The 13,850-nt window shown below is 62.4% G+C and carries 12 protein-coding genes and 1 tRNA gene; 10 read left to right on the top strand and 3 right to left on the bottom strand.

Going from position 1 to position 13,850, the window contains the following annotated elements; all coding sequences use genetic code 11:
- Positions 1-410: 410 nt before the first annotated feature.
- The 3 genes from ACEK02_RS05025 (at position 411) to ACEK02_RS05035 (ending at position 3,348) form a co-directional block, all read left to right on the top strand.
- Positions 411-484: transfer RNA gene (locus ACEK02_RS05025), tRNA-Gly, on the top strand.
- A gap of 781 nt (positions 485-1,265) precedes the next feature.
- Complete coding sequence (locus ACEK02_RS05030) at positions 1,266-1,925, top strand: TIGR02391 family protein (protein ID WP_371420699.1); 660 nt, start codon at positions 1,266-1,268, stop codon at positions 1,923-1,925.
- A 295-nt stretch (positions 1,926-2,220) separates the two neighbouring features.
- On the top strand, positions 2,221-3,348 hold the full coding sequence (locus ACEK02_RS05035; RefSeq protein ID WP_371420700.1) for a serine hydrolase domain-containing protein: 1,128 nt from the start codon (positions 2,221-2,223) through the stop codon (positions 3,346-3,348).
- Here the strand turns inward: ACEK02_RS05035 and ACEK02_RS05040 are convergent.
- Complete coding sequence (locus ACEK02_RS05040) at positions 3,317-4,057, bottom strand: YkgJ family cysteine cluster protein (RefSeq protein WP_371420701.1); 741 nt, start codon at positions 4,055-4,057, stop codon at positions 3,317-3,319. The two genes, ACEK02_RS05035 and ACEK02_RS05040, sit on opposite strands and share 32 nt — an antisense overlap.
- Positions 4,058-4,142: 85 nt before the next feature.
- The gene (locus tag ACEK02_RS05045; RefSeq protein WP_371420702.1) at positions 4,143-4,814 is read right to left on the bottom strand and encodes a TetR/AcrR family transcriptional regulator; all 672 of its coding nucleotides are present in this window, start codon (positions 4,812-4,814) and stop codon (positions 4,143-4,145) included.
- A gap of 271 nt (positions 4,815-5,085) precedes the next feature.
- On the opposite strand from ACEK02_RS05045, the gene ACEK02_RS05050 reads away from it, so the two are divergent.
- From ACEK02_RS05050 to ACEK02_RS05075, 6 genes are all read left to right on the top strand, one after another.
- Positions 5,086-6,321, top strand: a complete 1,236-nt coding sequence (locus ACEK02_RS05050) for an acyl-CoA dehydrogenase family protein (RefSeq protein WP_371420703.1) — start codon at positions 5,086-5,088, stop codon at positions 6,319-6,321.
- Positions 6,322-6,345: 24 nt separating this feature from the next.
- A complete protein-coding gene (locus ACEK02_RS05055; protein ID WP_371420704.1) occupies positions 6,346-7,407 on the top strand; it encodes a phosphotransferase family protein in 1,062 nt (353 codons plus the stop codon).
- Between the two features lie 200 nt (positions 7,408-7,607).
- On the top strand, positions 7,608-8,525 hold the full coding sequence (locus tag ACEK02_RS05060) for a DMT family transporter (protein WP_371420705.1): 918 nt from the start codon (positions 7,608-7,610) through the stop codon (positions 8,523-8,525).
- A gap of 176 nt (positions 8,526-8,701) precedes the next feature.
- Positions 8,702-9,586, top strand: coding sequence for a DMT family transporter (locus ACEK02_RS05065; protein WP_371420706.1), 885 nt, complete (start codon positions 8,702-8,704; stop codon positions 9,584-9,586).
- A gap of 227 nt (positions 9,587-9,813) precedes the next feature.
- Positions 9,814-10,725, top strand: coding sequence for a DMT family transporter (locus ACEK02_RS05070; protein WP_371420707.1), 912 nt, complete (start codon positions 9,814-9,816; stop codon positions 10,723-10,725).
- Between the two features lie 138 nt (positions 10,726-10,863).
- A complete protein-coding gene (locus ACEK02_RS05075) occupies positions 10,864-12,048 on the top strand; it encodes an MFS transporter (protein ID WP_371420708.1) in 1,185 nt (394 codons plus the stop codon).
- On the opposite strand, the gene ACEK02_RS05080 is transcribed toward ACEK02_RS05075, so the two are convergent.
- A complete protein-coding gene (locus tag ACEK02_RS05080; RefSeq protein WP_371420709.1) occupies positions 12,045-12,830 on the bottom strand; it encodes an SDR family NAD(P)-dependent oxidoreductase in 786 nt (261 codons plus the stop codon). The genes ACEK02_RS05075 and ACEK02_RS05080 overlap by 4 nt on opposite strands.
- A gap of 162 nt (positions 12,831-12,992) precedes the next feature.
- On the opposite strand from ACEK02_RS05080, the gene ACEK02_RS05085 reads away from it, so the two are divergent.
- On the top strand, positions 12,993-13,733 hold the full coding sequence (locus ACEK02_RS05085) for a histidine phosphatase family protein (protein ID WP_371420710.1): 741 nt from the start codon (positions 12,993-12,995) through the stop codon (positions 13,731-13,733).
- The last annotated feature ends 117 nt before the right edge of the window (positions 13,734-13,850 follow it).

Here is a 13,850-nt window from a genome sequence, read left to right on the forward strand (position 1 = left end):
ATCCCGCCCCGCAATCGTGACGATCGCGATCGCCCCTCTCGGTGGGGCAGGACAAAGCGGAAAATAATCAAGATGGGGATGTTGTCAATAGATATAGGAAAAAATGTTTGAGGCGACCCCGGCCACACGCGTCATTCCCCGCCACTCCACCTGGCGTGGCGGGGAATCCCGGCATGTTCAGCAAAACGCTTGGAGATTCCGGATTCGCCTGCATGCGACTTCGTCGCATTCCGGCGCCCCGGAATGACGGGATGGGGGCTTGCCGTCCGCAGGCGACCTTCAGCCGCAAACCCCGTGTCCACACGCCATCCCCTTGAAATCCAACCGCAATTCGCGCGTCGCGCCGGGCAGGGGATGCGACGCCGGATGAGGTTGAGACCCGCCGCGTGACGTGTTACCTGATGCCGCGCGCGGGTATAGCTCAATGGTAGAGCAGCAGCCTTCCAAGCTGAATACGAGGGTTCGATTCCCTCTACCCGCTCCAACATTTCCACTTAAAAAGTCCCGATAAATCAAAGCCTTATAGGCGGGCGGCCTGCCTCATCAAGCAGACGTTTCGGGGCTGTGCACGACTTTTTGAGGCGTTTCGGGCGCAGGTCGGGCGCAGTTTTTTCGTAAGTATTTGATCCTGATTCATTTTTTAGGGTCGGCGCTCTGAGTTAACAGCCACGCGGTCTGTTTACGCGCCCCTGCGACGAATGTTCGAAAGAAACAACTATGGGGTGCTAAGCCTTTTCACTTGAATCCACGGGGGCATCGCGAGCCCTTGCAAAACTTGGGACTATCCATAGGTTGATAGGGCCCCTCGGGGCACGCAGTCAGCACGCAGCAAAAAATCGCACAGCAAATCGACAGTTCAGCAAAACACGCAAAATCAGCACAGCTCAAAACAGTCAGTCAGCAGACAGATCAACGCGAAGCAGCAAACAGCAGCAAAATCTCACATCAGCAAAAACAGCAGCAAAAATTTCAAAGATTGATGAGCAGGGCCGTCTTCCGGCCGGAGACGCAAGGCCCAGGAACATTCACTGCATGATCATGCTGCCGACTTAACCGTCTGTGGCCACGGACTTCAAACATGAGAGCATCATGTTCAAAGTTCGTATTGAGGTGACCGCAGATCTGCAGGCAATCCTTCGAATGGTTGTCTTGCTTGTTCTGCTTCTGACTTGACGGAGGGCGCGAGAGGGAAACTTCTCGCGCTTTTTGTTAGCAATCTGCTCGCTGCCATTGCTTCAATGTGTTGCAACCGAACGGATGGACAAATGCCTTCACTCCCAGAAATGATTCCGGACGTTGACTATCTGCTTAGCTTGGAGCCGGAGGAGCTTGCGTCGTATCTTTTAGTTGCGGCTGCCACGCAGAGGCAGAGTGGTCTAATCGCTATGGCGAACTTCATCAGCGGGCTGACGAGTACGCATTCGCATCCTGCCTCTTATTCCGATCCGCGACGGGACGATATAGCGCTGGCAATAACTGAGGCGTGGAACTGGCTTGAGGTTCAAGGGCTGCTCATCCCAGTGCCGGGAATGAATGGCAGTAATGGATTTCGAGTCTTGAGCAGGCGAGCTGCAAAGATGGCCCAGCCAGCGGACGTTTCGCAGTTTGCTCGTTCTAGACGAATACCAAAAGACGCGCTGCATCCGAAGATTGCCGAAAAGGTTTGGTCGGCATTTATGCGCGGTGAATACGATGCTGCGGTTTTTCAAGCCATGAAGATTGTAGAGGTGAGTGTTCGAGAGGCAGCTGGTTTCACTGCTGGCGATCTCGGCACGGATCTCATGAGGAAAGCCTTTCATGAAGACAATGGACCATTGACTGACAAATCTGCCGAAAAAAGCGAACGGCAAGCGCGGTCAGCTTTATTTTCTGGAGCGATAGGCTCTTTACAAAAACCCACACTCTCACAGGGACGTCAATCTTGATGATCCGGGAGAAGCAACAGAAATCGTTTTGTTAGCAAACCATTTGTTGCGGATCGTCGACCAGCGAGTAGCGGCAAAAAATCAGTAATGTTTCGTCAGATTGGCGAAGCAATCACGCAACATCACGATTTCACACGCTAAACTGCCGTCGGGTCCCAGAATATAGCCGGCCGTCGAGCCGACAAAGATGGCGACGCGCAAAATCCCGCCGAGCACTCGCGTCTCGATCGCTTGCCGCCGCCTGCCATCCGGTCAATAACCGTGGCGCGTCATCCCAAGCGAGCCCGATATCCCCATGACAGATGTCCATTATTTCCCGTCCAGCGGAAACGCCTGGGACAGAGTCGATCCGCGCGCCGCGGGCTATGCCCCCGACAGGCTCGCAGCAGCCGTCGCCTTCGCGCAGGCCAATGAGACGCCGTGGCCGCGTGGCTTCTATTACGACGACGGCCGCTACGCGCCGAATGTGGACTGGAATGAGGTCGGGCCATGGAGTGCCGTGCTGGGTCCCGTGCGCGCGCGCGGCGGATCGGCGGGGATGGTGCTGCAGAATGGCCGCGTGCTGGCGGCGTGGGGCGAGATCGCGCGGGCGGATATGACCTTCTCCATCGCCAAGAGCTATCTGGCCGTGCTGGCGGGCCTCGCGGTGGATGACGGGCTCATCGGGGATATCGACGAGCCGGTGGCCACGCGCGTTCCCGGGCCGCTATTTGCGGATGCGCATAATGCGCCGATCACCTGGCGGCATCTCTTAGAGCAGACCAGCGAATGGCGCGGCGAGCTGTTCGGCAAGCCGGACCAGATCGATCACAACCGTCTGGTGGCGCCGAATGCCGACAACAGCCGCAAGGGCGAGCTGCGCGCGCTGCAGACGCCGGGCAGCTTCTACGAATATAACGATGTGCGCGTGAACCTGCTGTCGCTCTGCCTGCTGCACCTGTTCAAGCGCCCGCTGCCGGATGTGCTGCGGACCCGCATCATGGATCCGATCGGCGCATCCGGTGACTGGGAGTGGGTCGGCTATGACAATTCCTTCGTCGAGATCGACGGGAAGCGGATGCAGTCGGTGCCGGGCGGCGGCCATTGGGGCGGCGGCATGTTCATCGGCGCGGCGGACCATGCGCGCTTCGGCCTCTTGATGGCGCGCGGCGGCGACTGGAATGGCAAGCGGCTGATGTCGCGCGAATGGATCGATGCGATGTGGGCGCCGTCGTCGCAGCTGCCGAATTACGGCTTGCTGTGGTGGCTGAACCGCGGGCCCCATGCCAACAAGGCCGCGCCGGAGACGGCCGTCTATGCGCTCGGCGCCGGCGGCAACATGATCTGGATCGACCGCGACGCCGATATGATCGCGGTGACGCGGTGGCTCCCCAGCGCGAAGGCGCCGGAGTTCATCCGTCAGCTGATCGCGGCGCGGAGCTAGGGCGCTCCGGTCCGGCGGCGATCGAAGCCTCCATCTCATCCAGCAGCGCCTGCGCCAGCCCCTTCTGCGCATCCGGCAATCCGCGATTGCGCGCGGCTTGTTCCAGCGCGAAGGTCGCTTCCATGTGGATGCGGAAATGCGCGGCGTTCTGTTCGACGCCGGTGCCCTCAGGGACGTCGCCGAACACCACGTCATGGCAGCGCGCCACCGAGCGTGAGGTGAAGGCACGGCAGGTGAGGGGGCGGACCTCATAGACCGTGCAGCGGTTGTCCGATCCGAGCAGCGCGCAGCGCAGGCGGAGTTTTGTCACGTCGGCGGCGTCGCGCGCGGCAGCGGCGGCCACTTCGAGGCGGGCGCGCAGCGCCTGCTGGTCGGCCGGCGTGAAATGCGCGGCGATATGCTGCGCCATCACCGTCGCCGTGCCGGGCGGCACCTGGACGTAAAGGTGACAGCAGGCGGCGCAGCCGCTGGTGCAGGCATTGCCGGGCTGGTTCGGGATGTGGTCGCGAATGGCTGTCGTGGCGGCGTCCGCAATGGCGGTCGCGTCGCGCGCGGCATCCGCGATGCTGTCCGCCTGTTCGAAGGCGACGCCATAGGCGGCGCGCAGATTGCCGAAGATGGCTTCATAGCGGCCGGACAGCGAGCGCATCAGCGTGCCCACTTCCGCGATATTGTCCGACACGAAGTCGATGGCGTCCTGCGCGCTCATGAAGCGATCCCGATCCGGTCCCGTCCTACGCTGCGAATCGGCGGGACGTCACGGGCAATCTGCAGCGGGAACCGGGCTTGACCGTTCAGGCGCGCGCTTTCGCTTTGGCAGGTTCCTTGGTGGCCGCCTTGGCCGGCTTGCCCATCAGCGCCGTCACCGCCACCGCAACCACGCGATCGGTGATCGCCTGCACATCGTTGAGGTCGCACAAGCCGTCGGACATGCGCGTCAGGCGCTCGCTGTCGCGGATGGTCTGGTGCGCCATGGCGAGCGCGAAATGCAGCGCCCAGAAAATATCGGCGGGATCGTGATCGGGCAGGGACCGGCGCATCGCCGCGGCGAAGCGCTTGAGGTGATCGACCTCGCGGTTCTTGATCTTGCGGATCGGGGCTACGCTCTCGATCGAGGCGCGGATCATGAAACGCGCGGCGTCCGAGCGCTGCTTCTCGGGGCCGAGGCAGCCGCGCAGCGTCGGGCCAACGAGGGCGGCAAAGATCGCGTTGATGTCAGCGCGGTCGCCGCCGGCTTCCTCCGCCGCCTTCAATTCGCGCAGGCGCTCGCGATTGGTGGCGAGGCTGCGCGTCACGAACAGTTCGGCGATCAGTTCGTCCTTGCTGCCGAAATGGTAATTCACCGCGGCGAGGTTGACATCGGCGGCGGCGACGATGTCGCGCATGGTCACATCCGCAAAGCCGCGTTCGGCATAAAGCCGTTCGGCTGCGGTGATGATCGCCGTCCGTGTGTGGTCTGCTGCCATGCGATCGTCCTGATCAAACCGGTCCTTCTGCAACATGGCCCCATGCGATCGGCGCGGATCGGGGTCATTGCATTTCAAACGCGTGTATGAAACTATCGTTTGAGCGTCGGGAAATGTCAATGTGCGCCTGATGGCATATTGCATCTGCTCAGCGCCATCGCCCCCGCGCGGATCTGTGCCGCATCAGCAGAGACAATTTTGCTCTTGCGGTGATCCAGCGACGGGACAACAGTGCCGCCAAAGATTTTCAAGAAACAAAGAGGATCGCTCCATGGACTTCAATATGTCGGACCGCCAGCGCGAATGGCTCGAGCGCGTGTCCTCCTTCATGACCAAGCATGTCCGCCCCGCCGTGCCGGTCTATCGTCAGCAGGACGAAGCGGGCGAGCGCTGGAAGGTGATCCCCATCGTCGAGGAATTGAAGCAGAAGGCGAAGGCCGAAGGCCTGTGGAACATGTTCATGCCGCCGTCGTCCCATGAAGACGACGAATTCCACGGCGCGGGACTGAGCAATCTGGAATATGCGCTGCTCGCCGAACAGATGGGCCATATCGGCTGGGCCTCGGAAGTGTTCAACTGTTCCGCGCCCGACACCGGCAATATGGAAGTGTTCATGCGCTATGGCTCGAAAGAGCATAAGCAGAAGTGGCTGAAGCCGCTGATGAACGGCGAGATCCGCTCCGCCTTCCTGATGACCGAGCCGGATGTCGCGTCGTCGGACGCGACCAATATCGAGACCTCGATCAAGCGCGACGGCGACGAATACGTCATCAACGGCACCAAGTGGTGGTCGTCGGGCATGGGCGATCCGCGCTGCGCCGTGATGATCGTGATGGGCAAGACCGATCCGAGCGCGCCGAAGCATCAGCAGCAGTCGCAGATCCTGGTGCCGCGCGATGCCAAGGGTGTGACAATCGAGAAGATGCTGCCGGTGTTCGGCTTCGACGATGCGCCGCATGGCCATGCGCGGGTGAAGCTGGACAATGTCCGCGTTCCCGCCAGCAACATCCTGCTCGGCGAAGGCCGCGGCTTCGAGATCGCGCAGGGCCGTCTGGGTCCGGGCCGCATCCATCACTGCATGCGCACCATCGGCAAGGCCGAGGAAGCGCTGGAGAAGATGGTGCGCCGGCTGTCGTCGCGCACCGCCTTCGGCAAGAAGATCATCGAATATTCGATCTGGGAGCAGCGCATCGCCGAGGCCCGCACCGATATCGAGATGAATCGTCTGCTCTGCCTCAAGGCCGCCGACATGATGGACAAGGTCGGCAACAAGACCGCCCAGCTCGAAATCGCGATGATCAAGGTCTCCGGCCCGAACATGGCGCTGAAGATCCTCGACAACGCGATCCAGGCTTTTGGCGCCGCCGGCGTGTCCGACGATGCGGGTCTCGCCCGTGACTATGCGTCGATGCGCACCATGCGTCTCGCCGACGGTCCGGACGAGGTGCACAACCGTGCCATTGCGCGGCTCGAGCTGCGCAAGTATGCCAACGAGTCAAAGCACTAAGAAAAACGCTAAGCGGAGACTGACGTGACCGATGGTGTGAAGCGCGACGACGAGTATAACGGCACAAGGCCGGTCGAGGAGCGGCATCGCTTCGACGAGATGAGCCTTGAGGCCTGGATGCGCGAGCATGTGGAAGGCTATGAAGGACCGCTGACCGTCCTGCAGTTCAAGGGCGGCCAGTCGAACCCGACCTATCGGCTGAATACGCCGAAGCAATCCTACGTGATGCGGCGCAAGCCGTTCGGCAAGCTTCTGCCATCGGCGCACGCCGTCGATCGCGAATACAAGGTGATCGCGGCACTGGGCAAGCAGGGCTTCCCGGTCGCGAGGGCTTACGCACTCTGCACCGATGACAATGTCATCGGTTCGGCGTTCTACATCATGTCGATGGAAGACGGCCGGATCTTCTGGGATCCGGCGCTGCCGACGGTGCCGAAGGAAGACCGCCGCGCGATCTTCACCGCCAAGATCGAGACGCTGGCGCAGCTGCACAGCTACGATCCCGAAAAAATCGGGCTCGGCGATTTCGGCCGCCCCGGCAATTACTTTTCGCGTCAGGTCGATCGCTGGACCAAACAGTATCGCGCTTCCGAGACCCAGCTCATTCCGGAAATGGAGCGGCTGATCGAATGGCTGCCGACCTCCGTGCCGGAGCAGGAGCGGGTGTCGGTGGTGCATGGCGACTACCGCATCGACAACATGGTGTTCCATTCGACGCAGCCGAAGGTGCAGGCCGTGCTCGACTGGGAGCTGTCGACATTGGGCGATCCGATGGCCGACTTCACCTATCTCCTGATGCAGTGGATCATGCCGGGCCTCGACGGGCTCGACTTCAAGGCACTCAACATCCCGACCATGGATGAAGCCGCCAAGATCTATTGCGACAAGGCGGGCCGCAAGGATGTGCCGGATCTGAACTGGTACTATTGCTACAACCTGTTCCGGCTCACCGGCATTCTGCAGGGCATCGCCGGCCGCGTCCGCGATGGCACGGCATCTTCCGCCAAGGCGATGGAATCCGCCAAGCGCACTGTGCCGCTGGCGCAGGCATCGTGGAAATACGCGCAGCTCGCCGGCGCGAAATAGACGATAGCGGCCGCAGGATGGGTAGAGCGCAGGCGCTTTCGCGCCGAAGCGAAACCCATCGATGGCTGGCCATGACAGCGATGGGTTTCGGTGCGCGCCACCCATCCTGCGCATCTTCAAGACGCCCCCGCGCCAGGAAGGACCGGCCGCGGGGAATTGCTGCCGCGACGGTCGACCTGGAAACCCACGGCGGACATTTTTTGGCGCTCTCTCCCAATCTTCACGGCAGCCTGTTGATGGCGGCCGCCATGGCCAGCTTCAGCGTCACCGACGCGATGTCCAAATTCCTGCTGGCGCAGATGAATTTCGGGCAACTGGTGCTGCTACGCGGCATTGTTGCAAGCCTGCTGATCGCTGCACTGGCCGCGCATCGCGGAGCATTGCGACCGTTGCGCGTGCTGTTCGCGGCGCCGGTTGCACTGCGCATCATCGGCGAGGTCGGCGGCACTGTTCTGTTTCTGCAGGCCATCACGCATCTGCCGCTGGCCAATGTGGCGGCGATCATTCTGTCGCAGCCGCTGGCGATCACGCTCGGCGCGGTGCTGATCCTCGGCGAGCGGGTCGGCTGGCGCCGCTGGCTGGCGATCACTGCAGGCTTTGCCGGCGTGCTGATCATCGTGCGGCCGGGCGCGGCAGGCTTCAACCAGTTCACCTTGCTGGCGCTCGGCGCCGTCGCGTTCTATGCGCTACGCGATCTCGCGACCAGGAAAATTGCGGCGGACATTCCTGCGCTCTTCGTCACGCTGCTGACGACCGTCGTGATGACGCTGGTCGGAGGCGGGCTGATGGTCCCGCTTGGCGGCTGGGCTGAGCCGTCGGCTTCGGCGCTCCTGCTGCTGGCCGTGGCCGCGGTGCTGGTGCTGATCGGCTATCAATGCGTGATCATGGCGCTGCGCGTCGGCGACATCTCGGCGGTTGCACCGTTTCGCTATACGCAACTGCTCTGGGCCATGCTGCTCGGCTATCTGATGTTCGGCGACAGGCCGGATGGCGCCATGATCCTCGGCGCGTCGGTCATCGTGGCGTCCGGCCTCTATACGTTTCACCGCGAACACATTCGCAATCGCAGCATGCTGCTCGCCGCGAAGGCCGCCAGCGTGCCGACCGACGGACAATGATGCCGTCATGCAGATCTGCGCAGGTCACCGGCGCGCGCGCTGTCTGGTTCGCATCGCTGTTTTGGTGCAGATGAGGTTGTCTCTCTCGCGCTGAATCCGGGACGTCTCCGGCAGCCCCATCAAGAAACATCCCGGCGGAAACCTTGCCCCTCTCTCCGAATATGCGCGGAAGCCTCATGATGGCCGTGGCCATGGCGGGCTTCAGCATGAACGACGCCACCACCAAATATCTCACCGCGGACATGAATTTCGGCCAGGTCATGCTGGTGCGCGGCTCGATCTCAGCCGTGCTGGTGTTTGCGCTGGCCTGGTATCAGAACGCATTGCGCCCCGTCAGCGTGTTGTTCAAGCTGCCGGTGGCGCTGCGCGTGCTCGGCGAGATCGGCGGCACCGCCACATTCCTGGCGGCGATCACCCATCTGCCGCTCGCCAATGTGTCGGCGATCTTCCAGTCGCTGTCGCTGGCGATCACGCTGGGCGCGGCGCTGATCTTTGGCGAGCCGGTGGGCTGGCGGCGCTGGCTGGCCATCGCCGCGGGCTTCATCGGCGTGCTGATCGTCGTCAGGCCGGGCGCCGAAGGTTTCAACCAATTCGCGGTGCTGGCGCTGATCTCCGTGGGGTTCTGCGTGGTCCGCGATCTCGCCACCAGCCGGATCCCGAAAGAAGTGCCGTCGGTATTCGTGACGCTGCTGACCACCTTCGTGGTCACCATCGTCGGCGGCTTCCTGATCGTGCCGCTTGGCGGCTGGACGCCGATATCGGGGCGTTCGATGGGCTTCCTGCTGCTTGCCGCGGTGCTGGTGCTGATCGGCTATCAATGCGTGATCATCGCGCTGCGGGCCGGCGAGATTTCCGCCGTGGCGCCGTTCCGCTACACGCAACTGCTATGGGCGATGCTGCTCGGCTATCTCATTTTCGGCGATGCGCCCGATGGGGCGATGATCCTCGGCGCCGCCGTCATCGTCGGCTCCGGCCTCTACGCCTTTCACCGCGAGCGCATCCGCAATCGCGACCAACTCCTGTCGGCGAAGGCGTCCGCGCTGCCGACGGAGGGGGTGTAGATCGCTTGCCCGGACCTCCGCAGGATGCGCGAAAGTGATGGGTTTCGCTTCGCTCTACCCATCCTGCTGACCGTTGCGTGCAGTCCGCCCGGCGCACAGTGAATGGCAGGGACGCGTGAACCATCTGGCTCGCAGGTCCGTCTTCGTGCACATGACGCGCAATCATCTGGCCTGAGTCTTGCTCTGCTCGGCCTGTTTGCTCAGCTCGCACCTTATCCAGGATTGTCTTGCCTCTCTCTCCCAATCTGCGCGGCAGCCTGCTGATGGCTGTCTCCATGGCCAGCTTCAGCGTCAATGACGCCATCGCCAAATTTCTCACCGTCCAGATGCATTTCAGCCAGGTGATGATGCTGCGCGGGCTGTTCGCCAGTGTCCTGATCGGCGCGCTGGCGGCGCATCAGGGTGCGCTGCGGCCGCTGCGGGTGCTGCGGGTAGCGCCGGTGTGGCTGCGCATCTGTGGCGAGATCGGCGGCTCGGCGCTGTTTCTGCTGGCGGTCTCTTATCTGCCGCTCGGGAATGTGACAGCCATCGTTCAATCGCTGCCGCTGGTGATGACCTGCGGCGCGGTGCTGATCCTGGGCGAGCCGGTGGGATGGCGCCGCTGGCTGGCGATCGCCGCGGGCTTTGTCGGCGTGCTGATCATCGTGCGGCCGGGCGCTGACGGTTTCAGCCAGTTCACGCTGGTGGCACTGCTGTCGGTGTTGTTTTACGCCACGCGCGATCTCGTCACCAAACGCATCCCGGCCGAAATTCCCACGCTGTTCGTCACATTTCTCACCGCCGTTGCGGTGACGCTGGCGGGCGCGGCACTCACCGTGCATCACGGGGACTTTACGGCCCTATCGTTTCATACGCTCGCTTTGCTGGCGCTGGCGGCGGTGATGACGCTGATCGGATTCCAGTGCGTCATCCTCGCGCTGCGCGTCGGCGACGTCTCGTCGGTCGCGCCGATGCGCTATTCGCAGATGCTCTACGCGATGCTGCTGGGCTATCTGGTCTTCGGCGAGGTTCCCGATGCCATGATGGTGCTCGGCGCGAGCGTCATCGTGCTGTCCGGCATCTACACGTTCCACCGCGAGCGCGTGCGTGACCGGTTGCTGGCGGCGAATTCATCGAACGCCCCGCCGGACGGGATGTAACGGTGCGTGTTATTTGTTGAATGCCGCGGGGATAGCTTTTGCGTGCTACTAAAAGTAGTGATGAGTTTGTGATGAACGCTAGGGGCGGGCATGCAAGGGCACGGGGTAGGGAGCGCGATTGCTGCCGACGAGCGATCGTTGCGCTATCGGGGATGGCGCATCGTCGCTGTTTTGTTTCTGCTGCAAATATCGATCTTTGGCTTTGGCCTGTATGGGCAGGGCATCTATGTGGCTCAGCTTCATCGCCTGAATGACTGGCCGGTCGGCGCGATCGGTGCGGGAAGCACCCTTTGCCTAGTGCTGGGTAATGTCCTGTCGATGTTCGTCAGCGAATTGCTACGTTGGATCGGGCCGCGCGCATTGGTGCTCGCCGGTGTTGCCGCGCTCGCGTCAGGTCTCGCATTGCTGGCGTCTGCGGATTCGATCCTGCAGCTCTATGCGGGTTTTGTCGTGCTTTCGGTGGCGTGGGTCGGTCTGGGCGCCATCACCGCGGCGACGATCATCGGTGCATGGTTCGAGCGCAAGCGTGGCTTGGCCATCAGCCTCACTTTCACAGGGGCGTCGTTTAGCGGTATCTTGCTGGCTCCGGGGCTCGTGTTGCTGATCGAGGCCTTTGGATTTCGCAATGCGCTCGGCATGGCAGCGGCCGCATCGGCGATTGTGCTGATGCCGATCGTAGCCATCGTGATCCGCTTTCCGTCCGCGAGCGATGCTTCTGCGAACGATGCCCAGCCATCATCGAAAACACTGTCCCGTACGGCGCTGCTGCACGACGCCGGATTCTGGTTGATCACCGCGCCGTTTTCGATGGCGCTGCTGGTGCAGGTCGGTTTCATCGTGCATCAGATTTCGATCCTGACGCCGGCGATCGGATTCCAGTCGGCGGGCGGGGCCGTTTCGGTGACCACCGCGATGGCGCTGATCGGCCGCATCAGCCTTGGTTTCGTCGCCGATCGGATCCAGCCGCGCTGGGCTGCCGCGGCGTCGATCTTGAGTCAGGCGGTGGCGCTGCTAATGATCGGATCGTCGACCAGTCTCGATGCGCTGTTCTTGGCTTGCGCGGTGTTCGGATTCTCGATCGGAAATCTGGTGACGCTGCCGGTCCTGATCACCCAGCGCGAATTCGCGCCGCGTGATTTTGGCGTCGTGCTCGGCCTTGGCATGGGGATCGCTGGCGTGGTCAATGCATTCGGGCCGGTGGCGATGGGGATTCTGCGCGACCTGACCGGTGGCTATGCGACGCCGATCTTCATCGGCGTCGCAATTCAACTGGCAGCGGCAGTTGCCGTTCTGGTCGGCCATCGCCAGCGAGGCGGTGATTAGATCGGTTTGCCCGCATAGGGCATCGATGCGGTGAGGCCGCCGTCCACTGGAATGGCCTGGCCATTCACATAGGACGCTTCGTCGCTTGCCAGGAACAGGCCCATCGCCGCGAGTTCGTGCGGCTGGCCGGCGCGCTTCAGCGGATTGAGCTGGCCGATCTTGCCCTGGGTGCCGCGTTCCTTGGCGTTGTCGAAGATCGGCTTGGTCATGCCGGTCTCGATCAGGCCGGGGCATACGGCATTGATGCGCACGCCTGTGCCGGAGAGCGAATAGGCCGTGGTCTGCACCAGGCTGATGACGCCGGCCTTGCTCGACGCATAGGGATGGCCGGACGCGCCGGACTTCAGGCCCGCGACGGAGGCGGTGAGGACGATGGAGCCGTGGCCCTGTTTCACCATATGCGGCATGGAATGCTTGATCGCGAGAAACGGCCCGATCAGGTTGATGCGCAGGATCTCCTGCCATTGCTCGACCGTCTGTTCCAGCAGCGGCACGAGGCCGCCCGACACGCCGGCATTGGCCCAGATCGCATCGAGCTGGCCATATCTGGACACGGCCTTGTCGATGAACGCCTTCACGTCGCTCTCGGAACCTGCGTCGGCGGTGACCGCTTCGATCGTGCCGCCTGCGTCGCTCACGAGTTTCGCGGTCTCATGCACGCTGTCGCTGCGGTCGACGATGATGAGTTTCGCGCCTTCCCTGGAGAACAGTTGCGCTGCGGCACGGCCGATGCCGCTGCCTGCGCCGGTGATGATGACGGATTTGCCTGCGAGCCGGCCCATAGGATTCTCCCTGATCAATTCTCTGATGATTTTTTGGGCGGTGTGCCGCCGCATGGAATTCAAATTCGACGTCTTCAATGTCTGACGTCAGTCTGCGAAGATGCTTGAGGCATTGCGCGCTCTGACGTACGACAAACGAAACATTATTGAAGGGTGGTCACGATGTCCAACGCCGAGAAACCGTTCGTGGCGCAGCATACAGTCCCCCAAGGTGTGACGGCGACGCGGTGGTGGTGGGTGCGACACGCACCGGTGCGGAGCGACGGCGGCAACATCTACGGCCAGAAGGACATGGACTGCGACTGCAGCGACCATGTGGTGTTCGATGCGGTCGGCAAGATCCTGCCACGCAATGCCGTCTGGGTCGCCAGCAATCTGAAACGCACGCATCAGACCGCGAGTGCAATCTGGGCCGCGGGATTTCCGAAGCCCGACGAGATGCCGCATGAAGCGGATTTCGCCGAACAGCATCTCGGTGACTGGCAGGGCATGAACCGCGCCGCGTTCTTTGCCAGCCGTCCCATCAATGTCGGCAGCTACTGGTTCGCGCCGATCGATGAGCCGTCGCCGAATGGCGAGAGCTTCATGGATCTGTACAATCGCGTGCGCCGTGGCATCGAACGGATCAATGCAGAGCACGCGGGCAGGGACATCGTCGCCGTGGCCCATGGCGGCACCATCAAGGCGGCCATTGGTCTTGCGCTCAACGATCAGCCGGATCGCGGCCTCGCTTTCACCATCGACAATTGCTCGGTCACGCGGCTCGATCACCTCGCCAGCGACGGTCATCACGGCTGGCGCATTCCGATGGTCAACCAGCAGCCGTGGATCGCCGATCCATCGCATGCCGCGATGCATCAGCCGGCGGGACCGGAAGTAACACCGACGACAAAGCTGGCGTGAGCTTTCTAACCTCTCCCCGCCTGCGGGGAGAGGTCGACTGCAACGCGCGAAGCGCGTGGAAGTCGGGTGAGGGGGACTATCCATTTGCTCCGGGCTTGCGGAGGCGGGGGGGGGGGG

This window comes from Tardiphaga sp., assembly GCF_041424195.1.
In the GTDB taxonomy this organism is placed as follows: Bacteria; Pseudomonadota; Alphaproteobacteria; order Rhizobiales; family Xanthobacteraceae; genus Tardiphaga.

Coding starts and splice junctions, on each gene's coding strand:
- ACEK02_RS05030 (WP_371420699.1), top strand. CDS start 1,266: ATGCCTTCACTCCCAGAAATGATTCCGGACGTTGACTATCTGCTTAGC.
- ACEK02_RS05035 (WP_371420700.1), top strand. CDS start 2,221: ATGACAGATGTCCATTATTTCCCGTCCAGCGGAAACGCCTGGGACAGA.
- ACEK02_RS05040 (WP_371420701.1), bottom strand. CDS start 4,057: ATGAGCGCGCAGGACGCCATCGACTTCGTGTCGGACAATATCGCGGAA.
- ACEK02_RS05045 (WP_371420702.1), bottom strand. CDS start 4,814: ATGGCAGCAGACCACACACGGACGGCGATCATCACCGCAGCCGAACGG.
- ACEK02_RS05050 (WP_371420703.1), top strand. CDS start 5,086: ATGGACTTCAATATGTCGGACCGCCAGCGCGAATGGCTCGAGCGCGTG.
- ACEK02_RS05065 (WP_371420706.1), top strand. CDS start 8,702: ATGATGGCCGTGGCCATGGCGGGCTTCAGCATGAACGACGCCACCACC.
- ACEK02_RS05080 (WP_371420709.1), bottom strand. CDS start 12,830: ATGGGCCGGCTCGCAGGCAAATCCGTCATCATCACCGGCGCAGGCAGC.
- ACEK02_RS05085 (WP_371420710.1), top strand. CDS start 12,993: ATGTCCAACGCCGAGAAACCGTTCGTGGCGCAGCATACAGTCCCCCAA.